This window comes from Verrucomicrobiota bacterium (genome assembly GCA_037139415.1).
GTDB lineage: Bacteria > Verrucomicrobiota > Verrucomicrobiia > Limisphaerales > Fontisphaeraceae > JBAXGN01.
This window is the reverse complement of sequence record JBAXGN010000085.1, coordinates 1-25,337: the sequence shown is the minus strand read 5'-3', so window position 1 is coordinate 25,337 and position 25,337 is coordinate 1. Positions and strand designations below refer to the sequence as shown.

General features: G+C 58.5%; 18 protein-coding genes. 11 read left to right on the top strand and 7 right to left on the bottom strand.

What is annotated here, in order from left to right; genetic code table 11:
* Positions 1-165 precede the first annotated feature (165 nt).
* The 5 genes from WCO56_15725 to WCO56_15705 all read left to right on the top strand — a co-directional run bounded on the left by WCO56_15725 (position 166) and on the right by WCO56_15705 (position 4,974).
* Complete coding sequence (locus WCO56_15725) at positions 166-306, top strand: hypothetical protein (protein MEI7731025.1); 141 nt, start codon at positions 166-168, stop codon at positions 304-306.
* A gap of 39 nt (positions 307-345) precedes the next feature.
* Complete coding sequence (locus WCO56_15720) at positions 346-1,581, top strand: glycosyltransferase (GenBank protein MEI7731024.1); 1,236 nt, start codon at positions 346-348, stop codon at positions 1,579-1,581.
* Between the two features lie 33 nt (positions 1,582-1,614).
* Positions 1,615-2,772 carry a glycosyltransferase family 4 protein gene (locus tag WCO56_15715; GenBank protein MEI7731023.1) on the top strand — a complete coding sequence of 386 codons (1,158 nt, stop codon included), beginning with the start codon at positions 1,615-1,617 and terminating at the stop codon, positions 2,770-2,772.
* 37 nt (positions 2,773-2,809) lie between these two features.
* Entirely contained in the window at positions 2,810-3,949 is a 1,140-nt protein-coding gene (locus tag WCO56_15710) for an acyltransferase (GenBank protein MEI7731022.1), read from the top strand.
* Between the two features lie 251 nt (positions 3,950-4,200).
* A complete protein-coding gene (locus WCO56_15705) occupies positions 4,201-4,974 on the top strand; it encodes a YIP1 family protein (protein ID MEI7731021.1) in 774 nt (257 codons plus the stop codon).
* 4 nt (positions 4,975-4,978) lie between these two features.
* Here WCO56_15705 and WCO56_15700 read toward each other — a convergent pair whose 3' ends face one another.
* Positions 4,979-6,010: a hypothetical protein gene (locus WCO56_15700; protein ID MEI7731020.1), complete on the bottom strand. Its 1,032-nt coding sequence runs from the start codon at positions 6,008-6,010 to the stop codon at positions 4,979-4,981.
* A gap of 213 nt (positions 6,011-6,223) precedes the next feature.
* Entirely contained in the window at positions 6,224-6,517 is a 294-nt protein-coding gene (locus WCO56_15695) for a hypothetical protein (protein ID MEI7731019.1), read from the bottom strand.
* Between the two features lie 135 nt (positions 6,518-6,652).
* Here WCO56_15695 and WCO56_15690 point away from each other — a divergent pair, with 135 nt between their 5' ends.
* From WCO56_15690 to WCO56_15675, 4 genes are read left to right on the top strand one after another with little or no spacing between them, the layout of a single operon-like run.
* Positions 6,653-7,561, top strand: coding sequence for a CPBP family intramembrane glutamic endopeptidase (locus WCO56_15690; protein ID MEI7731018.1), 909 nt, complete (start codon positions 6,653-6,655; stop codon positions 7,559-7,561).
* The gene (locus WCO56_15685; GenBank protein MEI7731017.1) at positions 7,530-8,267 is read left to right on the top strand and encodes a ComF family protein; all 738 of its coding nucleotides are present in this window, start codon (positions 7,530-7,532) and stop codon (positions 8,265-8,267) included. Before WCO56_15690 ends, WCO56_15685 begins: the two co-directional genes overlap by 32 nt.
* Positions 8,268-8,290: 23 nt before the next feature.
* On the top strand, positions 8,291-9,244 hold the full coding sequence (gene accD, locus WCO56_15680; GenBank protein MEI7731016.1) for an acetyl-CoA carboxylase, carboxyltransferase subunit beta: 954 nt from the start codon (positions 8,291-8,293) through the stop codon (positions 9,242-9,244).
* A gap of 7 nt (positions 9,245-9,251) precedes the next feature.
* Complete coding sequence (locus WCO56_15675) at positions 9,252-9,854, top strand: L,D-transpeptidase (protein MEI7731015.1); 603 nt, start codon at positions 9,252-9,254, stop codon at positions 9,852-9,854.
* A 34-nt stretch (positions 9,855-9,888) separates the two neighbouring features.
* On the opposite strand, the gene WCO56_15670 is transcribed toward WCO56_15675, so the two are convergent.
* Positions 9,889-11,970: a LamG-like jellyroll fold domain-containing protein gene (locus tag WCO56_15670; GenBank protein ID MEI7731014.1), complete on the bottom strand. Its 2,082-nt coding sequence runs from the start codon at positions 11,968-11,970 to the stop codon at positions 9,889-9,891.
* A 144-nt stretch (positions 11,971-12,114) separates the two neighbouring features.
* Here WCO56_15670 and carB point away from each other — a divergent pair, with 144 nt between their 5' ends.
* Both carB and WCO56_15660 read left to right on the top strand, forming a co-directional pair.
* Positions 12,115-13,917, top strand: a complete 1,803-nt coding sequence (gene carB, locus WCO56_15665) for a carbamoyl-phosphate synthase large subunit (GenBank protein MEI7731013.1) — start codon at positions 12,115-12,117, stop codon at positions 13,915-13,917.
* A 198-nt stretch (positions 13,918-14,115) separates the two neighbouring features.
* Positions 14,116-15,105, top strand: a complete 990-nt coding sequence (locus WCO56_15660; protein ID MEI7731012.1) for a GDP-mannose 4,6-dehydratase — start codon at positions 14,116-14,118, stop codon at positions 15,103-15,105.
* A 284-nt stretch (positions 15,106-15,389) separates the two neighbouring features.
* On the opposite strand, the gene WCO56_15655 is transcribed toward WCO56_15660, so the two are convergent.
* From WCO56_15655 to WCO56_15640, 4 genes are all read right to left on the bottom strand, one after another.
* Positions 15,390-16,112 (bottom strand): prepilin-type N-terminal cleavage/methylation domain-containing protein, encoded by a 723-nt coding sequence (locus WCO56_15655; GenBank protein ID MEI7731011.1) that lies wholly within the window; start codon positions 16,110-16,112, stop codon positions 15,390-15,392.
* Positions 16,113-16,273: 161 nt separating this feature from the next.
* The gene (locus tag WCO56_15650; protein ID MEI7731010.1) at positions 16,274-17,008 is read right to left on the bottom strand and encodes a type II secretion system protein; all 735 of its coding nucleotides are present in this window, start codon (positions 17,006-17,008) and stop codon (positions 16,274-16,276) included.
* 434 nt (positions 17,009-17,442) lie between these two features.
* Entirely contained in the window at positions 17,443-23,055 is a 5,613-nt protein-coding gene (locus WCO56_15645) for a M36 family metallopeptidase (protein MEI7731009.1), read from the bottom strand.
* Between the two features lie 4 nt (positions 23,056-23,059).
* Positions 23,060-24,619: a tetratricopeptide repeat protein gene (locus tag WCO56_15640; protein MEI7731008.1), complete on the bottom strand. Its 1,560-nt coding sequence runs from the start codon at positions 24,617-24,619 to the stop codon at positions 23,060-23,062.
* Positions 24,620-25,337 lie beyond the last annotated feature (718 nt).

Below are 25,337 nucleotides of genomic sequence, written 5' to 3'. Positions count from 1 at the left end.
GGGACCGATGCGCAGCAAACACATTTTCGGTGTGCGTTTGCACGGCCTAAACATTGGCCAATAAATCTAATGGGTGATCAGCGGCTGCGGAACCGATGTTTACAGAAAAATGGGGGCCGGACATGGCAGATAAACAAATGCGGATTGCGGATTGCGGATTGCGGAATGAAACTGATTTTGCAGAAAAATGAAGACGAAAAATGGGGGCCGGACATGGCAAACTGGAGACAGGATGAACAGGATGAACAGGATAAGGCTGAAGTGACCAGTTATGAGTTTCTGGAAAATCCACTGTGTGTGGCTTGACTTGCGCCGGGCTGTATTCATTATGTTGGGCAAGAAGCAGTGAAGTTACTGGTATTTGCACATAAGCCGCCGCCACACCATGGGCAGAGTTACATGGTGGAGTTGTTGCTTGAACACTTGGGGGGGGACCAGCGGCGGCGACCGGCGGCACACGCCTCAACCCATGAGGAACCCGCCATCGCGTGCTATCATGTGGATGCCCGGCTTTCCCGGGATTTGGACGACATCGGCCAGCGGGCTTGGGCCAAAGTTCCCCGGTTGCTACGGTATTGTCTGGAAGCCATTGGCTGCCGCTTTCGCCATCATGTGCGGCATTTTTACTATGTGCCCGCCCCGCCCGGGCGGCAGGCCTTGTATCGGGACTGGCTGGTGATGGCGCTGTGCCGCCCGTTTTATGCCCGGCTGATTCTTCACTGGCATGCCGCCGGGTTGGGAGACTGGCTGGAAAACCGGGCTTATCCATGGGAGCGCTGGATCAGCCAACGGTTGCTTGGCGGGGCCGATTTAAGCATCATTCAGAGCCGGGCCAACGACTTGGGCCTGAAGGTGTTGGCGGCCCGCGCGGAGACGATTGTCACGTGTGGCATTCCTGACCCGGCTGCCAATTTTGTGGCGCAGATTGAACTTCGCCGGCGCGCCCGGTTCGCGGCGCGCGCAAAATTACTGCGGCAGGAAACGCTCGGTGCCGCAGAACGGCAGGCGGCGGGCGGCGATCCGGAAACGGTGCAGCTCCTGTTCCTGGCGCTCTGCACCCGCACCAAAGGGCTTTTTGACACGCTGGAGGCCGTGGCCAGGCTCCGGCAGGAGTTGGCCGCCGAAAACTCCCCCCTGCGCGTGTGCCTGACGGTGGCGGGAAAATTCTGGCGGGAATCGGAACGCGCCGAGTTCGACCTGCGCTGTCAGCAAGCCGACTTGAAGGGCGTGGTCACGTATGCGGGGTTCGTGCAGGGCGAGACGAAGCGACGGTTGTTTTTGGAAGCGGACGTTTTTTGTTTCCCAACGTACTATGAATCGGAGAGTTTTGGCCTGGTGCTCGCGGAGGCGATGGCCTTTGGTGTGCCCGCCGCCACCACGCGCTGGCGTGGCATTCCCGATTTGTTTCCGGCAGGCTATCCCGGCTTGGCGGAGCCGCAGGCGCCGGCACAGGTGGCGGCGGCGATCCGGGCGCTGCTGCAAACGGAGTCCGGGCTGGGGTTGCGGGCCTGGTTCCTGCAACATCATGAGGTGGCGCGGTATGTGGAACGGATGCGCGCCGCGCTGCAGAATGTGACTTGAACCCCGGCGTGACTTAAATTTTAATCAACGACTATGCGCGTCGCCATCCTGACGATTGACAATCGGGAAATGTTTTGTGAATACGCCAAACCGACCCCCTACTTTGGATCGGCCGTGACGTATCTTTTGAACGGATTCGCCCTGATTCCGGAGGCGGAAGTGCATGTGGTTTCCTGCACGAAACGCCCCATGGCGTCGCCGGCCAAACTGGCCGGCAACATCTGGTTTCACAGCGTGGTGGTGCCGCAATTCGGCTGGCTGCGAACGGCCTATCAGGGGTGTGTGCGGGCCACCCGCAAAAAACTGGCGGAACTGCAGCCGGAAATTGTCCACGGTCAGGGCACGGAACGCGATAGTGCGATCAGCGCCGTGTTTTCCCGGTTTCCCAACGTCCTGACCATTCACGGCAACATGCGGAAAATTGCCGCGGGCAACCAGGCGTCGTGGCTGAGTTACCAATGGGCGGCGGCGCGGCTGGAAGCGTTTGTGCTGCCGCGCACCGATGGGGTAGTTTGCATCAGCCGTTACACGGAGAGCCTGGTCCAAGCCCTGACTCCACGCACTTGGTTGATCCCCAATGCGGTGGATGCCGCGCTGTTTGGCCTGCCCCGGCGGCCGGAGCCGGTGCCGGTCGTCCTTTGCGTGAGCACCATTTGCCCCCTGAAAAACCAGAATTCCTTGATTCGCGCCTTGCAGCCGCTGGCCGCCCGGCGACCCTTTCGGCTGGTGTTTGTGGGGTCCCATGATCCGCAGGACGCCTATGCGCGCGAGTTTCTGGACTTGGTCAAGACCAACCCCTGGTGCGAGTATGCCGGGGCGATTCCGCGGGAAAGCGTGTGGCAATTCTATCAGCGGGCTTCCGCGCTCGTCCTTTCCTCCCTGGAAGATAACTGTCCCATGGTGGTGCTGGAAGCCCAGGCGGCGGGCATCCCGTTGGTCGCCGCCAACGTGGGCGGGGTGCCGGACCTGGTGGCGGATGGCCAGACGGGGCTCTTATGCAACCCGCATGACGGTGGGAGCATGCTTCAGGCAGTGGAGCGGCTGCTCAACGATCCCGCGCTGGCCGCCCGGCTGGCACAGCAAGGACTGGCGGAAGCCCACCAACGGTATCACCCGAAAACCGTCGCCCAACGACATTTGGAAATTTATCGCGAGTTAGTGGAGCGCAAACGCGGGGTCGCACCGGGATAAACTGGATGTTGAACAAGCAGCCCAAGGCCAATCACGCATGAACCGGTCCATTCCCATAGATATTTTACGGTTGGCAGCCGTCCTGCTGGTCATGCTGCGCCACCTGCATCTATGCTCTGAACAACAAAGCGCCAGTGGACATGCGTTCGCCTCCATGCTGCAATGTGGCGGCTGGATCGGGGTGGATTTGTTTTTTGTGCTGAGTGGTTTTTTAATTTCCAGCCTGTTGTTTTCGGAACACAAGAAATACGGGCAGATCTCTTTCAAACGGTTTTTTATTCGGCGCGGTTTCAAAATCTATCCCTCCTTCTGGCTGCTGATTTTTGTGGTGGTGGTGGTCAGTTATTTTCAGGGGCAGCCGGTGCGTTGGAAGCTGGTGGCGGGCGAGTTGTTGTTTATTCAGTCGTATTATGACGGGATCTTTGCGCACTCATGGTCGTTGGCGGTCGAGGAGCATTTTTACGTGTTCCTGCCGCTGTTGCTGATTGTCTGTGAGCGGTACTGCCGCCACCGGGAGCGGATCTTCTCGCTGGTGCCCTGGGTGTATCTGGCGCTGGTCGTCACCTGCCTGGTGGTGCGCCTGGTCACCGTGACCTTTGCGGAGTTTAACATGACCACGGTGATGTTCCAATCCCACGTGCGCATGGACAGCCTGTTTTTCGGGGTCGTGCTATCGTATTACTATCATGAGTATCCGGCGGCGTTCATGGAATTTGCGCGCCGCCATGCCCGGCGGCTGATCCTGGCCGGCGGGGTGCTGCTTGCCCCGGCTTTCTGGCTGCCGCAGGAAGACTCGTTTTACATTCAAACCTTGGGGCTGGCGGTCTTTTCGTGGGGCAGCGGCAGTTTGCTGGTGGGCATGATGGGGCTGGGCTTGGGCGCTAGCTGGTGGAACCGGGGGCTGGCGTTCATTGGGGCGCGCTCGTATTCCATTTATCTCTGGCACATGATCGCCGGCCATGGGCTGAACCGGATCATTTTGAAATGGCTGGGGCTGACCGACAATTACCCCGCTTATCTGGTGGTCTATTTCTGCGCGGCAATCGGGGGCGGGATTTTTATGGCGGCGCTGGTGGAGTGGCCCATGTTGTACTTGCGCGACCGTTTTTTCCCCTCGCGCAGCCTGCCGACTTTAGCCGGCAACCGGCCAGCGGACGCCCCAAAATCTTCAAACTAATTCCAAATCGCTATCAAGCTGAGACTAATTCGCTGGTCTTTTGAGCTGCTGGCTTCGTTGCTCGCTCGTTATCCCGACAGGTCGGGACGGGTATGCGCCTCGCTCGCGTCTCGCCAGCCGCCCAAAATCCTGCGCGCCTTAGTCTCAGCTTGAAAGCTCATTGGAATAACCCGCCTCCAAGCTTGACTTGCGCCGGGCAGGGAGGCCACCCTACCACCTGTAACTGGCGTTAACCGTTTAATCGAACATTTATGGAAAATATTCCGCCTGCGGAAAATCCCGCGCCCACTCCGCCACCGGCCACCTCGTTGGGCGCGCGTCTATTCAATATCCTTGCCGCGCCGGGGGCGGTGTTTGAAGAGGTCAAAAACAGCCCGCCCTGCCTGGCAAACTGGATGGTTCCCATCGCCCTGAGCATCCTCGCGACGGTGTTGTCGGTGTTCCTGATCTTTTCCCAGGAAAGCATTCTTCGCCAGATTCGCGAACAACAAGAACAGGCGATCGAGAAAAGCCTGAAAGACATGCCCGAGGCGCAAAAAGCGCAGGTGCGGGCGACGGTTGAGAAGTTTTCTTCGCCGATGGTGTTGAAAAGTATCGGCTCGGTCAGCGCGGTCACGGCTGGGGTGGCGTGGCCATTCGTGGTGGCGTTGTTTGTGTGGCTGGCGGGCCGGTTCATTTTCAAGGCGGATTTTCCGTACATGAAAACGTTGGAGGTGTGCAGCCTGGCCGGGATGATTGGCGTGTTGGGCGCCGTGTTGGGCGCTTTGCTGGTGGTGGGTAAAGGCACCTTGCTGGCCTCCGCCGGACCGATCTTGTTCGTGCCGCAAATTGATCCGACGAATAAAGTGCATCTGACCCTGGCCGCGTGCAATGTGATGACGCTCTGGTATATTGCCGTGCTGGCGGCGGGCTTGTCCAAGTTAAGTAATTGCCGGTTTATGGCGGCATTTGCCTGTCTGTTTTTGCCTTGGGCGACGTTCAAATTCGGCCTGATCTGGCTGGGTGTGGGCACGGCCATCCGGTAGCCGGTTACTCTTTTGGGAGGCGGCCATCCGGCGGGAACAGTAACGTTTCCGTCTTGCCCTGCTGCCGAGTCGTGACCTCATATCCACCGCCATCACCGGGCGGTTGTTTCTCGATGCGCACCAGGTAGCGGCCATTGGTTTTCTCTGCGACGGTTTTGCGCACCACTTCCGGCAGGGCGCTTAATGGCATTTCGTCGCTCACCACCTGGCCATCCGCATCCACGGCACAGGTATATCGCTCTTCCCCGCGCACCCAAGTCATTTCATACAGCATTTTATCCGCGTGCTTGAATTTCAGGATCCGTACTTGGCGGCCTCCGTCCGCTTTTTTTGTCAACACCTGCAATGCGGCGGGCGGCACTGATTTCTGGCTCACGGGTTCTGCCACCAGTTCCCCGGTTGGTTCAAAAATCCACAGGTGTTCCCGACCATGGTTGCGCTCCAGCACTTCATAGGTTTTGCCATCGTTGTCTTCTGCCAAGTCAATGGACTGAATCATGATGCCCACCATTTTATCACGGATACCGTTTTGTACTTCGACTGGCGTCTCGGTCCAGAACATCTGGCGGGAATTTAGCCAGCCGTCCGGGGCAATGTTCAAGGCGCGTTTTTGTTGTTTGTCAGGGAATTCAGTATAATAGGCGGGCGCTCCCTCTTCATTGATCCAATAGATTTCTGAGACCGATTTCCCGACGGTTTCCCGTTTTAAGGTCGTTCGCACGGCGGCAGGCAATTCATCCAGAAACACCTGTCGGGCCAGCAGGTCACCATCCGCGCCAATGGTTACATTGCGCAATAAACCCTTCTGCCGTACTTCCAGTTCATAGATCTGATGCCCATTTTCATTGGTCAGCATCGCATCCACCAATCGGGCTCCTTCCAGTTTGCTAACCAGCGTCTGGCGAATTTGAGCCGGCAAGCTTTCCAGGCTGGTTTGCCCCAGCGCGGAACTGCCACCAGTCCAGAAGAGCCCCCCAAAAACAGGCAGCCACAACGCCAGCCACAACACCGGCCGCCAGCGCCTTTCTGCTGTCATATCGTCCTTACCCGGAACGCGCTTCGGATGATATTTTGATGTTACCGTCGTCATGTCGGCTAACGTAACATTGCGCAGGGACGGCGGGCAAGCTCGGCGGCTGAATATATGGAAAAACATGCGCCGCCCGCGCGTTGGTGCGTTACGAATAATACGAGGTAGGCAGGGTCTGTGGTTCCGTACCACCACTTCCAGGTTCATGGGTTCATAGGTTCAAAGAGCGCCCATTTTTTGGAGTGCGGCGGCAAGGCGGAACCCTCGATTGCGGATTTCGGAATGCGGAATGCGGAATGCGGAATAACGGGCCGGTGTATGGTCTTCTCTGTGTCCATCGGTGTTTATCGGTGGTTTATTCTCCGTTATTTTACCACGGATAACTCGGATGGCACGGATGAAAACCAGCCCATTTTGAATTCGGAATGCGGATTTCGGAATGCGGAACCCTCGAATTCGGATTGCGGAATTCGGATTGCGGAATGGCGTTGAAATCCAAAGCGGTGTCGTCATCCGCCCCTGTTACCCCCGGATTCTGCCACCGCACTCCAAAATTTCCCGCGCTGTCATGTTTGAGTCTCGTCACCTACGTTTGCGGTTGTTTAAAATTTGATTTCCTTTCCGGGCGGTTTGGTGAATAACCCTGTCATGCGGTCTTTGCGGGCTTTGATGCTGTATATGCTGTTTGTCTTTGCGGGTGGCGCGTTGCTGGCCCCGCAAGTTTATGCATTGGTCCAATGGAGTGGCGCCAAATTTGAATGGCTGCACAAGTTGGCGGAATTCCCGCTGCACCGGTATATGACGCGCTGTTTCACCTTTTTGGCGGTGGTGGGATTATGGCCCTTTCTCAAAACCTTGGGCGCGCAAACCCGTAACGATGTTGGTTTGGGGACGCGCCCGGGATGGTGGCGGGATTGGACGGATGGTTTTCTACTGGGCTTCGTTTCGGTGGCGTTGGCGGCGGTGCTCTGCCTGGCGGGCGGGGCCTGCACCCCGGACATGAACCATACGCCCGGCCAGTTTTTCCGGCACTTTCTAAACGCCGCCTCGGCTGCACTGGTGGTGGGACTCATCGAGGAACTGGTGTTTCGCGGAAGCATCTATGGTGGATTCAAACGCGCGTTTGACTGGCGCTGGGCACTGGTGCTTAGCAGTGCCGTGTATGGCATAGTACATTTCTTCGCGCCCATGCAGGCCACCGGCGAAGTGTACTGGTATTCCGGATTGTGGTTGCTGCCGCAGATGACTTCGGGTTTTTTTGAGTGGCAGCGTGTGGTGCCCGGATTCATCAATATGACACTCGTTGGCCTATTGCTGGCGCTGGCGTACGAACGCACCGGGGCGTTGTATGCGTCCATTGGCCTGCATGGTGGATGGATATTCTGGTTGAAAACCTACGGCTTCATGACCAGCCCAATCCCCAACACCAACACCTGGTTCTGGGGCAGTAACCGGCTGATTGACGGATGGGTGTTGCTATTCGTGCTGGCAGTTTGCTTTCCCATCGTGTTAAAACGTTTCCGCCATGATCTGGGAGGCTTTAAAAAGGCCGCTTGAAGCAGGCCTGGGATTTTTCTATCCTCAGGTGTGTCAGTTATGCGGGTTGACCCGGGCCACTGCGGCGGAAGGCTATGTTTGTGCCGGCTGCCGGGCGGGCGCGCGCCCCGTGCAGCCACCCTGGTGCGAGTGTTGCGGACGCCCTTACCCGGGGGCCATCACCGCGGCGTTTGTTTGCGGAGTCTGCCAGGAAGAGAAGCGATACTTCGTTTCGGCGCGCTCCGCCGTCGTCTTTGAGGGGCCGGTGCGCGAGGCGCTGCACCGGTACAAGTATCAGCGGGCCTTGTGGTTTGAACCGTTTTTTGCCGGGTTGCTGCAGGCGGGCATACCCGCCGGGTTTGATCCGGGCGCATGGGATTGCCTGGCGCCAGTGCCGTTGCATCGCGTCAAGTTGGCCGAGCGGGAATTCAACCAGGCTGAGCGGCTGGGCCGCGAACTGTGCCGTTTGACGGGTATTCGGATGAACACCCGGTTGCTGCGGCGCTTGCATCACACCCGCACGCAGACCCAGTTGACGCGGGAAGAACGGACCGCCAATGTGCGCAACGCCTTCGGGTTGAAACGCGGAGTTCGGTTGACCGGGGAACGGGTGTTGCTGTTTGATGATGTCATGACCACCGGGGCGACCACGAATGAGTGCGCCCGAATCCTGTTGCAGGGTGGCGCCAGTACCGTGGGCGTTTGGACGCTTGCGCGCGGCACTTAAGTTTGCTAAACAATGACGACGTTATGGGCACAACAACTTTGACCAAGAAAACGAACGGGACCAACTCAGTGGAACCGGCGGTGACGCCGCCGCCGCCGCCCGCCACGGAAACCTCGTTCATCAAAAAGCCCAAGCTTTCTTCGGGCAAGTCCCGCAAACGCGACATTCCGGAAGGGCTTTGGACCAAATGCCCCAAGTGTGAGACCCTGATTTACGACAAAGAGCTGGATAATAACCTGAAGGTTTGCCCCAAATGCTCTTATCATTTCCCCATCGGTTCCCGCGAACGCATTCATTCGCTGGTGGAAACCTGCTCCTTTGAAGAAATGGACGCCGAGATGACCAGCGTGGACATCCTGCAATTCACCGGGGCTTCGTCGTACGCCTCCAAGCTCATCAGCAACACGCAATCCTCCGGGCTTAAGGACGCCGTGATTACCGGCATTGGACGCATGGGCAGTTTTCGCGTGGCGTTGGGCGTGATGGATTTTAATTTTCTGGGCGGTTCAATGGGCTCGGTGGTGGGCGAAAAACTCACCCGGCTGATCGAGGCCGCCACGGACAAAGGGTTGCCGCTCATCATTATTTCCACCAGCGGCGGCGCGCGCATGTACGAAGGCATGTTCAGTCTGATGCAGATGGCCAAAACCAGCGGGGCCCTGGCGTACCATGCCAAAGCGCGCCTGCCCTATGTCAGCGTCCTGACCCACCCCACGTATGCGGGGGTGATGGCCAGCTACGCCAGTCTGGGCGACCTGATCATCGCCGAACCCGGTGCCATGGTGGGCTTTGCCGGACCACGGGTCATCCGCGATACCACCCAGGCGGAGTTGCCGCCCGGTTTCCAAACGGCTGAGTTCCTGCTCGATCACGGCTTGATTGACGCCATCGTGCCGCGCCCCGAAATGAAGACGCGATTGCTGGATTACCTGATGTACCTCACCGAGGGCCAGCGCAAGTTGGCCGCCTTGGGCTAATCCCGCGATGGCCTTCCCGCCTGTCTCCCGTCAGGTTATTCCCCAACCTTGGGCGGCTTTTTCCCTGGCGTGCCGGCGCCTTGGGGTTGTCCCCACGCCTCGGGTGCTCGCGGTCAGCGTGTTGGAACAGCGAATGATGCTCCTGGAGAAAATGGATCCCAGCCACGTTGGCCATGGCGGGTACATTCGCAAGCAAACCTTTACCATTTCCACCTCCCGCTTTGGTGTTGGCCAGCAATCGGGTTCCAATCAAACCCCGCTGGGCCTGCACCGAATCGCTGAAAAAATCGGTGGCGGTTGGCCCATGGGCACGGTCTTTCGCAGCCGCGTGCCGGTGGGCTTTACCTGGCGCGGACTGGCCGGAGCGGCGATTGTTCATCGTATCCTTTGGCTGGAGGGACTGGAACCGGGGTTTAACCGTGGCGACCGGGTGGATACGCACGCCCGCTATATTTACATCCACGGGTACGGTGACGAATTGACGCTGGGCCGCCCGCAATCCTGCGGCTGCATCCATGTTGCCGCCGAGGATTTACTGCCACTGTACGAACGGCTGCACTGTGGCACGCTGGTCTGGATTACCACCGAACCCCTGGCCTGCCTCGCGTAGCCGTCGAGCAAGGAGACGGACCAAACTGCTGCTTTTATCGGTTTCTCGTGTCGAAGAATTCGATGAGCGGATACGCTTCGCGGTGGATGGCCCGGGCACGATTCAGGAGCGGCAGATAGGGCCGTCCCTGAAGATCAAACATGCCTTTGTTGGCGCCGCCGGCCGCATCCAAGGCCACGGATTCCTTCGGGTCATCCAGGTATTTAAACCAATGCCAGCCGACAATGTTTTTTTGCTCGAATGCGTTGAGGGCAAATTGCTGATAATAGCGGGCGCGATCCTCCTGGGTGCGCACGAGCCAGCCGGCTCCATGGGTGTTGGCCAGTCCCGGCACATCCATGGCCTTGGCATACCATTCCGTAATCAGGATGGGTTTGCCGCCCCAGGTTTCCCAGTTGGCAAATTGCGACGGCACCGGTCCCCAGTAACTGTAATAATTCACCGAGACCACATCGTGATAGGGTGCCAGCGCTTTCCAGAACCAGGGGTTGTCAAACTGGCCTTCGTGATAATTGATCCGTGATCCCAGGTAAAGATGGTTGGGATCATAGTGGCGGATGTTTTTGGCCACGATTCGATAATAGCGCTCGAAGGCAAAGGCGATGAATTCATAGCGATCCCGCTGCGAAATGTTATTCGTGTTGCCGTGGCCTTTGCGGGCGGCCAGCCACGCTGTCGCCGCTTCACGGTTCGGCTTGAAATCCGGATTGGCCGGGTCGAGAGCCAGAAACCGATCCAGGAGATTCACGGGACATTGCACTTCGTTATCGGTCATGATTCCGAGCAAGGTCGGGTCATTGGCGGTATCGGCCAGGTCGCGGCCAAACTTCTCGCAGAATGGCTCGAACTCGGGATGAAACACTGGCATACAACGGTTGATGAACCCCTGGGTGCCAGCCGCCGGCTCGGTGAGTTTTTTCTCACGGGCAAAAGCGAACATGAAATCCTTGCGCCGCACCCAGACTAGCGGGGCTTTGACTTTTTGCAGGTTGGTGGAACTGCCATTACCGAGTCCGTTAAAGCCGTTTGTGCGCAATTGGGTGGTCACGCTTTCCGCCCATTGTTCAGGCGATCCAAAATTGGCTCGCGCCTCCTTGGGCTCGCGCGTGGTGTTCATGGCAATGTGAAAAAACCGGCTGCCATCGGGATCAATCAACCACTGCCGGCCCGCGATTTTCTTCACGTAAAAGAAGCCGGTGGCCTTTTCTTTTGGCCGCTCCAGCCAGCCACCGTAGGCATCGAGCTTGACGCCTTCGCTCCTCGGGGTGTAACCCGCCAGTAATTCCAGCAGGCGGGTTGGGTTTTTTCGCCAGGGCTTGAGGCTCTCCGGGCTGTTTCCATGCGTTTCCACCAGGACCGTGCCGTCTGCGGAAGTCCGGCGTACCGGTCCGGTGAGGTCAAACCCGGATTTGGTTTGGTCATACAGCGCCCGTACTTCTTCCGCTCCCAGGCTGCGGGCGTACAAACGCACCTCGCCCAACCGCCCTTTGAACGAAGGTTTGGCCGAACCCATACCCTTGCCGAGAATCAGCGGCTGCCCGTTCCGCATCACTTTGCCGGTGCGGGGCGATTCGCCGCAGAGGGTGCCGTTCAGATACAACCGCACCGCTGCGCCATCGTACGTGGCCGCTAAAAATGTCCACGTGTCGGTCGGCACTTCCGTCGGTGTCTCCACCAATACTTTGACGCCGCGATCCGGTGCCATGCCGTACACCACCCGCCCATCCGAGAAGTACATGCCGAACATGGGGGTGGTCCAACCGTCATTGGTATGTGGCACCCCAAACAAGACCATGTTATTGCGCAGTTCACTGGCTTTGAACCAGAGGGTGGCTGTGAGGGCATTGGCCAGTTGAAAGGGCGTGGTTTCCTGGATCAACACGTGGGCACCCAAACCGTCCAGTTCCAGCGACGTCGCACCCTTTTCCGGTCGCAGTTCCCCCGCCTCGATGAGCCCCGTGTTACTGCGGGAAGAAAGGTCCTTTACCGTTTTGCCGTCGCATCCCTCAAACCGCCAATGGCCGATCAAGCCATTCGCCGTTTCTGCGGCAGACGTCACGCGGTTGACACAAACCAGCAGGCATCCCAGCAGGCACCCATGAATGAAATTGCGCATGGCGATTACATACCACCAATCGTGGATCAGGAAAAGCGTTCTTTGCTTTCGGTTTTCGGTCTTCGGTTTTTCGTAACATCTTTGGCTCGACAAGCGGGCCGCAAGGCGGCTTACTTCTGACGAATTTTGACGGGCCATTAACCGATGAATACCGAATTGTTAGCCAAAGCCAAGTCGCTCGGATTCTCCGACCGGCAGATTGCCCATTTAACGGGCCAGACCGAAGATCAAGTCCGCGCCTTGCGCAAACAACTTGGGTTGATCCCCAGTTATCGCCTGGTGGACACCTGCGCCGCTGAATTCGAGGCCTATACGCCTTATTATTACTCCACCTATGATCGCGGCGATGACGAGGCCAAGCCGGACGATAAGAAGAAGGTGATGATCCTGGGCGGTGGCCCCAACCGCATTGGCCAGGGCATTGAGTTTGATTACTGCTGTGTTCACGCGGCATTCGCGCTTAAGGAGATCGGCATCGAGACCCTCATGGTCAACTCGAATCCCGAGACCGTGTCCACCGATTACGACACCAGCGACAAACTGTTCTTTGAGCCGCTCACGCTGGAAGACGTGCTGCACATTTATGAGCGGGAAAAGTGTTGGGGTGCCATCGCCCAGTTTGGCGGGCAGACCCCGCTGAACCTGGCGCTCGGCCTGCAAAAGAACGGCGTCAACATCATCGGGACCTCCCCCCAGAGCATTGAAATGGCGGAAGACCGCAAGCTGTTCGCGGCGATGCTCACCAAATTGAACATCCCGCAACCGCCCAACGGCCTCGCCACCAATGAAGCCGAGGCGCTGGTCGCGGCCAGGAAACTGGGGTACCCCATTCTGGTGCGGCCCTCCTTCGTGCTGGGTGGGCGTGCGATGCAGATTGTTTACTCCGACGCCGAACTCACCCACTACATGCGGTTCGCCGTCGAAGCGTCGCCAGAACGTCCGGTGCTGGTGGATAAATTCCTGGAGGACGCCACCGAAGTGGACGTGGATTGCATCGCGGATGTGGGCAATTATTCCGATCCCACCCAAGGCACGATCGTCATTGGCGGCATCCTGGAACACATCGAATTTGCCGGGGTGCATTCCGGCGATGCGGCCATGGTGTTGCCGCCGCACACGCTCTCGGACAAGGTCATCCAGACCATCCGCGAATACACGCACGCCATGACCCGCGAACTCAAAGTCTCCGGGCTCATGAACGTGCAATACGCCGTCAAGGGCGAGACGGTCTATGTGCTGGAAGTCAACCCGCGCGCTTCGCGAACGGTGCCGTTTGTGAGCAAAGCCATCGGGCGTCCGCTCGCCAAGCTGGCTGCCAAAGTGATGACGGGCATGAGCTTGAAGGAACTGGGTTTCACCGAGGAAATCTGGCCGAAATACTGGGCGGTCAAGGAATCGGTCTTCCCCTTCAACCGGTTTCACGGCCAAGATATTTTACTCTCCCCGGAAATGCGCTCGACCGGCGAATGCATGGGGCTGGATGCCGATTTGGGCATTGCCTATGCCAAATCTCAAATGGCTGCCGGTGCCGCGTTACCCACCACCGGACGCGTCTTTATCAGCGTCAGCGACGCGGATAAAAAGGATGTGCCGGTGGTCGCCAAACAATTTGCCGACTTGGGTTTTGAACTCGTCGCCACCGGCGGCACGGCTACCGTGCTGGAACGTGCTGGGCTCAAAGTGCGGCGCATTTTTAAACTTGGCGAAGGCCGTCCAAACTCGCTGGACCTCCTGAAAAACCGCGAGATCAACCTGGTCATCAACACCCCTGCGGGCCAGTCACCGCGCGCCGACGAAATCAAAATCCGCACCACCGCCGTTTACACCAATACCCCGATTATGACCACGCTTAGCGGGGCGCGGGCCGCGGTGCTCGGCATTGCCGCCCTGAAACGTTCTGGTTACCAAACGAAAACGGTGCAGGAGTATTACCCGGTGAAAGCCTGATCACAAAAATCCAATGGCCGAAATCCGAATCCCGAAAGAAGGCCGAATCCCGAACTCCGAATCAGGATCACAGGGAGGCTGGAAAACAAAGATTGGGAATCCAAATTCAGGCAGAAACATGGCAGGTAAAATATCCCCCATTTTTCACCTGCCATTTTTTTGCCAGTTAGCGTGTGTTATCTTTTCAGATTGTTCATCGTGAAAACTGAACTGCGCCAATCCGCAATCCGCACTCCGCACTCCGCAATTCTGGTGACTGGCGGCGCTGGGTTCATCGGCTCGCACTTGGTGGAACGTTTGCTGGCAGATGGACATCGCGTGGTGGTAATTGACGATTTATCCACTGGTCGCCTGGGTAATCTCAAATCCGTGCGCCGCCATCCCAGATTGGAAATCATCGTCAGCAAGGTTTCAAAGTGTCCGCAACTGAAATCCCTGGCGCGGAACGCGCGGTGTATCTATCACTTGGCGGCGGCCGTGGGGGTGGAATTGGTGGTGCGCGAACCGATTCGCACCATCCACACCAACCTGTTGGAAACCGAGGCCATCCTCGAGGCCGCCAGTGGCGCGCGGACACCGCTGCTACTGGCCTCCACCTCGGAAGTGTACGGCAAAAGCACCCGGGAATCCTTTGCGGAAGGGGACGACCTGGTCATTGGCCCGCCATCGTTGACCCGCTGGAGCTATGCATGCTCCAAACTGATGGATGAATTCCTGGCGCTCGCGTTCTGGCGGGAGCGGCAGTTGCCGGTGGTCGTCGCCCGGCTGTTCAACACCGTGGGCCCGCGCCAGACCGGGCGTTATGGCATGGTGTTGCCCCGGTTTATCGCCGCCGCCAAGGCGGGCAAACCGCTTCAAGTCTATGGCGATGGTCGGCAAACCCGCTGCTTTTGTTATGTGCAGGATACGGTGGAATCCTTGGTTCGATTGATGAACTGCCCGGCGGCGGTCGGCGAAGTTTTCAATGTGGGCGGCACCGAAGAGACTTCCCTTCAGGATTTGGCCCGTTTGGTGATTCACGTGCTTGGTTCCGTGTCCAAGCTCGAGCTGATCCCCTATGACCAGGCGTATGCGCCGGGATTTGAGGATATGCGCCGGCGAAAACCGGCCATTGCCAAACTCAAGCAGGTCACCGGATTCGCACCATACATTTCCCTCGAAGAAATTGTGCGGCGCACCGCACTGTGACCTTCCGCAGGTCACAATGGAGCGCGGACCTCCGGTCCGCCAGTCTTTAAATCACGTCTGCTGCGCTTCATCGCTGGCGGAATAACCAACACTCTTACCGCGCCCCCTTGCGGACCGGAGATCCGCGCTCCTTGGCGACGGCGGCGGAAAGCTACTGGAGGCTCCAAACGGATCTGTCGCCAAGTCCGCCTCGCTTGCTCCCGAAGAAAACGAAGAAACCTCGGGCAACAAAAAAGCGTCCCGCACGGGACGCTTTTCAAGAATGACAAAACCCTAAAACGCCATCACCAAGGCATCTTGGTGCAATACGTATTCCCGACATCACCCGAGGTAAGGAACGCTATCCGCAACTTCTGGTCGTTTACCTGCTGGACGCTGCCATCCAGCATCCCAAGATTCCCGGCATTTTGGTGAATATCGGTGCCCCATGCGTACTTGGTAATGTTATTGGTGTCCACTTTGACGATATTGGGCACACCCCATGTTCCACAGGCGGGCCCCGTGGGTAAATTGACGATGTTCACTCCGTTCAGGGCGATGTTCCGATCAGCAAGGAAAAGCGCGTTAACTCGACTTTCGGGGGGCTCCGTCGGCACAATGGCGTCTAATCCCAAAGCATACGATAAATTTGTGTTAAGAAAAGTCAACCAAGAGGATGTGACGATCACACTTCTATCCGATGGACAGGCGAGCACTTTCGGCGAAGAAATTTCATTACTGGCCACGTTAAAGTGGCGATAACTTTGGTTCCAGTTGGGATCGTTCTTGGTGCCGCCGTCGGCATAGGCGACCGCCCACGGCAGCTTGCCATCATTGTCATTCGCCCACATTTTATAACCCAAACTGACTTGTTTGAGATTGCTGGTGCAAGCAATACGTTGCGCCTTGGCTTTGGCCTTCGCCAGCGCCGGCAACAAGAGTCCGGCCAGAATGGCGATAATAGCGATCACCACCAAAAGCTCAATCAACGTAAAACCAACCCAAAATCGGCGATTATGTGTTTTCATGTGCAATAGTTGCTATGCCATGACAATAGGTTGCTGCACCAGATTAGCAATACCATTTTTCGATTTCTTTGTCTGGGGGGATATTTGCCATCCAAGGGTTGCCCGTTAAATAAAAAAGGGCACCCCGAAGGGTGCCCTTTTGAAAAACGATATGGAACTAATCAGGGCTTGGAGACGTAAATACCTAAAGCTACGTTGTTGGCAATTGGGCCACCGCCGTAAGCCCAGCAGGAAAGCAATTGTTTACGGAGATTGGAACCGGAGAGCTGCTGCACGCTGCCGTCAGACAAACCCATGTTACCGGCAAAACTATGCGTCGTCGAACTCCAGAGATTGGACGTGGCGGGAACGGCTTGGAATTGGTTAGCCCCGGAGTTATAGCCGTCCCAATACCTCCGATTCAAGTTGCGGTCACTCACCAGCGGAACTTGCGGATACGTTTCGTTGGACTCTCTGCAGATGGCATAGCTGGTGCCATTTGAACCAGTTGGGGTCATCCCACCAGGGTTGAGCGGATTCCAATTATTCCAGTCGGCATTCACAGCTCCCGCCGGGTCGCTCGGGCAAAATAATACTTTGGGGGAACCGATTTCGTTGCGGGCAACGTAATATTGGACCAGTACATTGGTATTTCTATCGGTAAAAGGTAAATTATTACCAACTACACCACCGCCATCCACCGCATTGACCTTCCAGGGGAATTTATCCTGGTTGTCGTTGGACCACATACGGAAGCCCAAACCAATCTGCTTCAGGTTGTTGACGCAGTTGATGCGTTGTGCTTTGGCTTTGGCCTTGGCCAGCGCGGGCAGGAGCAGCCCGGCCAGAATGGCGATGATGGCGATTACGACCAACAACTCGATTAGAGTGAAGGCCCCGAATTTGGCTTTTTTCATGTTTTTCATATTGTTAAAATGTTACGTTTCGGTTTCTTCCTGGCGGACTCGTTCTTCACTACCCGTTTCCGCTCAGCCGAGTTTTACACAGCAAAATGAATGCCAACTAGCCATCCAGCGCCAAATTAGTCCAAGCTGATAGAAAATTTTATTCATCCGGCGTCTCTTCATGGCCCTGTTTATGTATGTGTGAAAATTTTCACGCGTCATGCGTGAAAATCACGCCTTTAGGCGGTGCCACCCGTGAAAGGGTAGGTGCCTGAGGTCTCCCAATCCACTCGCAATATTCAACCGTATGGAGCGCGGACCTCCGGTCCGCTGGGGGCGCGGGAGTAGCTCCGGTGATTCACTCCTCGCTGTGTGCGGCTAAAGCAGTCAAAGCCACGCGGGCCGGAGGCCCGCGCTCCTTTGGCGTCAACCTAAGCGGCGTTTCTTTACAGTGCTGGCACCGTGCCCAGGCGATAGAATCGGTAACGGTTCGTGGCGGTGGCATCGCGCAGAAATTGCACGCCATTGGTATTGGTGACGCCCGTCAGGTACGTCCAAGCTCCAGTATTCAGGCTGGGGCTCGCTTCCAGCCAATAGGCCCAGCCGGGTTCGGCGAGGATCGGCAATTGCAGGCCGGTCGTACCGGCTGGGAACTGCGGTTTATCCAGGCGATACAGCACAGTGAGGGGAGCCGCCGGGCTGGTCACTGCGCCGCCTCCATTGGTCACCACCACCAGGTAGTAACCCGCGCGGCTCAGGCCCAGGTTACTCAACGTGAGGCCACCATCCAAGGTGTTGGCCAGGAACTGGTTGGTATTGAAGAACCATTGGTACGCCAGCGGGGCGGTTCCGTTCGCGCTTACTTGAAAACGGGCCGTCTCACCCCGCAACGCCAGTTGGGCGGATGGTGGCGTGACAATTTGCGGTGGGCTGGGGGCGCGGACCTCGAACGGGTTACTGATGCCAAGATGCGTCAGGCCGTCATCGGCGCGCAGGCAAATGTTCGTGGCGGGCGAAATCACCACGAGGTTGCCGGTCCAGGACCCGTTGGAAAAGGTGGGCGCGTTCGTGGGCGTAATGGTCACCGCCGGGCTGGCGACGTCTTTCAGCATTTCAATCTCATCCCACCACGCCTGGGTATAGTGGTAGTTGCTCAACCAAATCAGGTTCAGGGACCCGAGCGCGGTGTTGCGGAAGGGAATCCGCGCATGAATCAAAATATCATCCACATAAAAGTCCACCCGTTTGGCGCTCCAATCCAATGCCAGCGAAATTTTGTACCAGCGATTCGCGACATACGGCCGCCCATGCAGCCCGTTGACATCTTCATAAATACCCATGATTCCCGCCTCGTTCATGACAAAGAAGGCCGCCACCAGCCCGACACTTGAACCGGCGACGAAATAGCCGCCCGCCTTGTTGGTTTCACTGGCCCGCACGTAGAAATTAATGCGGGTGGGCGTCAGGTTGGCGAGGGTGTGCGTGACGCCGTCCATGGTGGTCTGGGTGCCACCAATGAGCGTGAAGCTGTTCGTGCCGTGGGCCGCAGTGCCATTGGTCACGGCGCGTAGGTAGGCCCCGGTGCCGTTGACCCAACTGGCGAAGCTGGCGTCCTCAAAATCATCCAGGAACACGGTGGCAGGCTGGACCTTGGCGGAAAGGCTCACGTTCCCCGCATAATTGGTCACCACCAGGTTATCCGCGTCCTTGGCGGTCACCGTTACCGTAAACGGCGTGTTGGTAAATTGCGGGGCCCTGACCGGGCTCCACTCAAACCGGCCCAACCCGCGCGTCGTAAAGCGCCACACCGGCCCTTCGGTCAGCCCCACCAGACGACCGATCACCTTCCAATAATAGGTGGTCGCGGGCGCCAGCATGGGCAGGGTCCAACTGGTGTTCGTGGTGAATCCCAGGAATTCGGGCACCCCCGGATATGGGTTCGTACCGCAATAGACCGCGTTGGTAATCAGTTCGCCCGGCAAGGCGCCGCTATCCCAGACGAGGGTGGCCAAGCGCGACACATTGGTGCCGTAATCCGGCGGGCTCGGGTTGGCGGGTGCCAGGGGCGATTCGTTATCAGCGACCACGAAGCTAACGGACCCGGCCGCAAATCCGACCGCGCTGGCGTTGAGCGTGACGGTTTTCGGCCCATCCAGGATCGTGTTGTCCACGATGGTGAGGTTAAACCACGCGTTGGATTGCCCTGCCAAGACCGTGATGCTGGCCGGTACGGTGGCTTTGCCAAGATCGCTGGAACTCAATCCCACTGTGACATTGCTGGTCAATACGCCGCCAAACACCACCTGCCCGGCGTTGGTCAGCGTGCCATTGCCCTCGCGCGCCTGGGCGGGTGCCAATACCACCAGATTGGTGCGCTCATTATCCAGGATTGCCACCACCGCCGTGGCCGGAATCCAGTTGGTGACGCCCGCGGACACGGTGGCCAGGCGCGTGCCATTCAGCAGAGTGTCATCCACTGCGGAGACCGTGAATACCGCGCTGGTCTGCCCGGCGGGGACCACTACGCCAGACGGAGTTTGAAGGGTTGCGGGGTCACTCGAAGTCAAACTCACAGTGACCGGTTTGACCGGCGGGGCATCCAGCCATAAACGTCCGGAGACTGGCTCATCCCCCTCCCGAACCGTGGCGGGCAGGTCCAGATGCAGGGTGGTTGTTTCATGGTCATGGACCACCATGGCGGTTACCGCGTCGTAATAACCGGCGGCACTGGCGGTGAGCCACACGGTTTGCGAGCCGTCCAACTGACCGTTGTTCACAATGGTGATGTCAAACAGGGCGTTGGTTTGACTGGCGGGAATCGTCACGGTGGCGGGCAGGGTAATTTCACCAAGGTCGCTCGAATTCAGGTACACCACGAGATCGGCCACGGGCGGTGCAAAAATCCGCACCTGCCCCTGTCCAGCCAGAGTGCCGTCTCCCTCGGTGGCGCTCGCCGGTACTTGTACGGTCATGGCTTGGGCGCAAATGGGATAACTGGTCAGGTCACTTTCACCGAAGTTGGCAGGCACACCGGTACCCGCTGAAAGCCCCATCAAGCCATCCTTCGCGTCCATCCGCAGGTACGTGATGCGAAGGACGCCGTTGGTGAATAGTTCCACTTGGAACTGGTTGGTGTTGCCCGGCGTATTCCACTTCGGTACGTTATCCCAAGTGACCGCCACCCGGTCATTTAACAGCTTATAAGAAATCGCGCCGCCCAAGCTGGGATTCAGGTCTTCAAACAACGCCGAGATGCGCGGCAGCCGGAAGTGATTGGAGATGGATCCGACATAGGACGTATCACCCGTGTTCAGGGTGATATACCCGTTGCTGCCCACCCACAGCACGTTGGTGCGCCGGTTGTAGAGCGCGACCGTCTGCCCGGCCCCAAGGGTGATTTGCCGGGCGTCGTCATCGTAGATGGTCATCACCGTTCCGCCTGCCGGGTCCGTGGGATACGCCGTCGCCGGTTCGCGGCACACCCGGTAAAAACTGGCGGAGCCATTGGGGATGAACGAGAACGATTGATAGGCCAGATCGTTCACTTTGTTGCTCACAAACAGTTCGGTGAAATAATCCGGCTGCCCAATCCGCAGTTGGCTTTGGCGCTGGTGCCAATAGCCGGACGTTTGGTTGGTGATGGCGAGCGTCGCAAAATAATCCCCCGGGGACATTTGATATGCAATCGGGTGCAAGGTCGCCACAATCTGGGTGGTCTGGCCGGGGGCCAAGGTTCCGCTGGCGGGTGCGATCTGCAACCAATCCACGTTCCAACTCGCCGTCCAGGTGAGGGCCGTCGAGGCATTGCGATTAGATAACCCATACGTTTGGGATGTCACGTTAAACGGTCCGCCCATTTCACCGGAAATCACGAATCCGGTCTGGGGCGAGATGCCCAGGTCATCCGGCGGTTCGTATGATTCCACCACCCCGGACGTGGTGGTGGTGTTGGGAGCCGTCGCCGCCACCCCCAGGCCGCGCTTGGCGAATGCCTGCCACAACTCGCGCTGGTCCGTGCCCCCGTTATTGATGCGATCTGCCAGCAGAATCGCATCGCGTGCCTGAATGTAGGTGGGGTTGGCGGGCGAGAGCTTCAGACCGTCAGTTACCAGTTGCAGGATGCGCTGGTTGCCGGTGGTGTGGCCGTATTTGAGGATGAAGTTGGCCCGCGCCTCCCAGAGCATCACGCACCACACCTCGCCCATATTATGGATCTCATTCGCAATGTTCACCGGGATCGGTCCGCGCGGTACCCCCGGATGCTGGCTGGCCTGGGTGGGATCAATGTCTTTAAACGTCAGCGGGTTTTTTCCCAAGTCGGTGGTGTACGGATACCGCCGGATGCCATAATAATAATTTTGAGTCATCCCCAACATCAAATACGTGGCATAACCGCCCGCCGGATACGTCCCGTTGACATCATCCCCCGGCTCACTCAACAGGGATAATGCGTAAAAATCTGACCAGCCCTCGCCCATGCCGGTGGACTGCAACGCGGTGATCCCCACCCCGCCGCCGACCAGCCGTCCCGTCAATCCGTGGGTGTACTCATGCAGCACAATTTCGGCGTCCAGATCCCCATCCCGGTTGGGTGTCGGCCCGTTGAACAGGTACATCTGCATTCGGGGTGGCGTGCCGTCCGTGTTCACGGACATATTGGCGTTGTTAAAGCCGCTGCCGTCCTGCGCATCCGCCAGCACGGCGTCGTTGCCCTGGCCGCCCCGGCCAAAATTGTCGGTCTGGAAATTGCCCGCCGCCTCGGTGAACCCCAGCTCGTACAACTTATCGTGCATCCAGTTGCACCAGTAAAATAATTGCACCACCGCCGCCGCCCCGGAATTGGTGGGTGATTGCGCCAGGTCCAGCGGGAAATCAAACACCCGCGCCGGCGAACCCTGGGGGCGCGGCAAATCCGGCAGGTCATTGCCGTCGCGGTCGAGATGCGCGTCCACATTGTTGCCCAGGGTTTCATTGCCGCCATCGCTGATCCAGCCGGCGGGCGAACTGTTCGTATTCAGCGCGTTGGTGACCACCAGCACGCGCGCCACCAACGGCGGTTGGTTGGTGGTGGGGGCGGGATACGCCGGAGAAAAGGGCGAGGGGCTGTCACTGGTGTACACCCGGAATGCCGCGTCGCTATAATAAGACGTGAGGCCGTGGCGTACTCGTACCTCTCCGGTCTGGGCGTCCACCAATACGCGAAACGTTTCCCCGCGCGCCCGGCTGGTCAGCACGACTTCCCAGCACAAACACACCGTGTTCGCATCCAACGGCAGCCACACATACTTGACCTCCGTTTCGCCATTCAACCCCGGGGCGCGGTACTGTTGACGTTGCTCCGCTCCACTGGCTACCGCCTTGCCGGAGGCGGCCACTCCTTCCAATGCGACATCTTCACCCAGGCTTCCCGCCGCCAGTGCCACGGCTTGGGCGGCGGTAATCGTCGGTTTGGCCAGCAATGCGGCGCGATCCACCGCGACACCTTTGGCCGCCCCGGCGAGGTTCGGCACGAATTGGCTCGTGATGCCGGCCAGTTCGTTCTGATGCGTCGTATGCGATACCAGCACGGCTTCAAATACGGGTACCCCATCGAGATGCTGCTGCCAGACCACCGTCCGCAACCGATTATGTGGCGTGGTGTACTCGCGCAGAATTTTGGCGTTGTTCAAAGCTTCCGGACCATGACCGAACAACGCGGAATGCTCCTGGAGAAACGCCTTGGTGGCCCGGTGCGGGTCCTTCACGTCGAACGGCGCGGCGGCTGCCTTGGATACGGCTCGCCCCACCCCGTCCGGTCCGCTCAGGAACCCTTGCGGCACCGCGATAAACCTGGGCGTGCCGAGCAACGGATCGAAATCCACGCGCGTACCGGGAACGGCGGCTTGCAACCGGGCCACTGCGGCGACCTGGTTCGCCGGAACACCCGCGGCTCCCCCCTTCGGTTGCGGACGCGAGTCCAAGTTGGGTAATGGTTCACGCTCGGGCGCGCGAAAACCCAAAACCACCGAGGGCCAAACCCCGATCAGCAGGACACTAAGAATGCAAAAGACCTTTCGCAATGCGCTATTCCTTCGCGATTTTGGCCAGCAGCGCCGCCGCCCTGGTCTTGTGATGATCATCCGTGGCCGTGCGCGTCAGTTCCTGCAATAATTCGCGCGCCGCCGTGAATTGTTGGCGCGCGATTTGAACTTGGGCAAGCGTCAGCGCGTACCCATTCACGTCCGGCTCCAGTTGCATGGCGGCTTGCAGATGCCGTTCCGCCGCTGCCAGGTCGTCCTCCTGGATTAACTCCAAAAAACCGAGGAAATACTGCGAGCGGGCAAACGACGGCATCATCTGGATGGACTTCTCCAGGCAACTGCGGATTTCCTGCGCCTGTTCCGGCGGCAGACGCTGGAACGTTCCGCCCGCCCCTTCTGTGCGAAACAACCGGTGGTGACCCAGTTGGTAATACACCGAATAATTCCTGGCGCCCAATTGCACGGCCTGCTCCAACTGCTGCACCGCCAGGCGCGAATTTTCCCGCTCCCCCGCCAGCATCCCCAGTCCTTCATACCCGTAGGGCGCGTTGGGTTGCAGCCGTTTCGCCATCTCAAAATAACGCCCGGCATCGTTGTCCCGCCCGGTTTGCAGCAACAGCTTCCCCAGCATGAACGCCGTCTCGCCAGGCGTCAGCTTGCGGGTGATCACCGCTTGTAGCGCTGCCAGTTGGGTCGAGGTCCTGATCGTGGCTGGCTCAAACTTGCTGCGGGCAAGATAGCCGCGCAACTCCCGTTCCATGGCTGGCAGGGATGTTTTGAATGCGCTGGTGAACGCCGGTACCGGCCCCATGCCGGTGCGCAGCAGCCGCGTGTATTGCGGGAACTGGTCGTGGTGCGGCGTGTTCGCCACCGCCAGGTAATGCGCCAGCAACCATGACTGCGCGTAAAAAATACCCTGCTGATCCCGCTCATTATACGCGGGCGACTCATGGGTCACGGACAGCAACTGATGCAACGGCATTAGTTCCTGATGCGCCAGCGTGTACAGGCGCGGGCCGGACGGCAAGCCGATGGATACCGTTCCACCGCTGACCGCCAGCGTGGAATACAAATCCGCCATGCCCTCTTTCAGCCACATTGGCCAGAACCGCTGGTTGTTCCGCAATAGGAAATGCGTGTACTCGTGATACATCGTCTGCAGCGTGCCCGCATCCGTGCGACTCAGGCTCAATGCAATCATGATCCCCTCTGGACGCCGCATGAAACAACCGCTGATATTGGCGGGGCGACCGTCGTATAATGGCTTGAACGGCACATAACTTGCATCGTTGGGAAACGCATACACTGTGATCGGCGGCGCCGCGACCGCTTGCGTGCCGCCCAGTTGCGCGTAACAAAAACGGAATTGCTCCAACCGGGCCACGAGGTTGAACACCTCCTGGCTGCGCCCGCAACTATACGCCCAAAAACCGGCGGAGCGGATCTCAAACCAAGGTTGATTCACCAAAGCGGCATCCGTCCCCTGGGCCTGCGCTCGCCCCGTGGTTCCGCCCATGGCCAGCAGCAATACCCAGAGCAGCAACGCCGGTGAAGCGTTGACTGCCTGGCGCCATCTGGAGCCCTGGTGGATTCGCAACTGCATATCCGGTAAGGTAGCGAATATGCCGGTCAGGGCAAGCGCCTTTCAGAGTGGAAAACACTCCGCCAGGCCAAAGCGCGCCCATTTTTGGAATGCGGAATTCGGATTGCGGATTGCGGATTGCGGAATTGCCGCCGTCGCGTTAAGGGTTGCGGAGGCTGATCGGGGAACCACCCCTCACCCGGCCTGCGGCGCAGAGCAAATGTACGCGCCGACATTTTTGGAGTACGGCGGCAAGGTGGGACAAAGGGGCCGCGACGCCGTTTTGGAATGCGGAATGCGGAATGCGGATTGCGGAATTGCCGCCGTCGCGTTAAGGGTTGCGGAGGCTGATCGGGGAACCACCCCTCACCCGGCCTGCGGCGCAGAGCAAATGTACGCGCCGACATTTTTGGAGTACGGCGGCAAGGTGGGACAAAGGGGCCGCGACGCCGTTTTGGAATGCGGAATGCGGAATGCGGATTGCGGAATTGCCGCCGTCGCGTTAAGGGTTGCGGAGGCTCAGCGGGGAACCACCCCTCACCCGGCCTGCGGCGCAGAGCAAATGCACGCGCCGACATTTTTGGAGTACGGCGGCAAGGTGGGACAAAGGGGCCGCGACGCCGTTTTGGAATGCGGAATGCGGAATGCGGATTGCGGAATTGCCGCCGTCGCGTTAAGGGTTGCGGAGGCTCAGCGGGGAACCACCCCTCACCCGGCCTGCGGCGCAGAGCAAATGCAC

Coding starts and splice junctions, on each gene's coding strand:
- WCO56_15725 (MEI7731025.1), top strand. CDS start 166: ATGAAACTGATTTTGCAGAAAAATGAAGACGAAAAATGGGGGCCGGAC.
- WCO56_15715 (MEI7731023.1), top strand. CDS start 1,615: ATGCGCGTCGCCATCCTGACGATTGACAATCGGGAAATGTTTTGTGAA.
- WCO56_15710 (MEI7731022.1), top strand. CDS start 2,810: ATGAACCGGTCCATTCCCATAGATATTTTACGGTTGGCAGCCGTCCTG.
- WCO56_15705 (MEI7731021.1), top strand. CDS start 4,201: ATGGAAAATATTCCGCCTGCGGAAAATCCCGCGCCCACTCCGCCACCG.
- WCO56_15700 (MEI7731020.1), bottom strand. CDS start 6,010: ATGACAGCAGAAAGGCGCTGGCGGCCGGTGTTGTGGCTGGCGTTGTGG.
- WCO56_15695 (MEI7731019.1), bottom strand. CDS start 6,517: ATGACGACACCGCTTTGGATTTCAACGCCATTCCGCAATCCGAATTCC.
- WCO56_15690 (MEI7731018.1), top strand. CDS start 6,653: ATGCGGTCTTTGCGGGCTTTGATGCTGTATATGCTGTTTGTCTTTGCG.
- WCO56_15685 (MEI7731017.1), top strand. CDS start 7,530: ATGATCTGGGAGGCTTTAAAAAGGCCGCTTGAAGCAGGCCTGGGATTT.
- accD (MEI7731016.1), top strand. CDS start 8,291: ATGGGCACAACAACTTTGACCAAGAAAACGAACGGGACCAACTCAGTG.
- WCO56_15675 (MEI7731015.1), top strand. CDS start 9,252: ATGGCCTTCCCGCCTGTCTCCCGTCAGGTTATTCCCCAACCTTGGGCG.
- WCO56_15670 (MEI7731014.1), bottom strand. CDS start 11,970: ATGCGCAATTTCATTCATGGGTGCCTGCTGGGATGCCTGCTGGTTTGT.
- carB (MEI7731013.1), top strand. CDS start 12,115: ATGAATACCGAATTGTTAGCCAAAGCCAAGTCGCTCGGATTCTCCGAC.
- WCO56_15655 (MEI7731011.1), bottom strand. CDS start 16,112: ATGAAAACACATAATCGCCGATTTTGGGTTGGTTTTACGTTGATTGAG.
- WCO56_15650 (MEI7731010.1), bottom strand. CDS start 17,008: ATGAAAAAAGCCAAATTCGGGGCCTTCACTCTAATCGAGTTGTTGGTC.
- WCO56_15640 (MEI7731008.1), bottom strand. CDS start 24,619: ATGCAGTTGCGAATCCACCAGGGCTCCAGATGGCGCCAGGCAGTCAAC.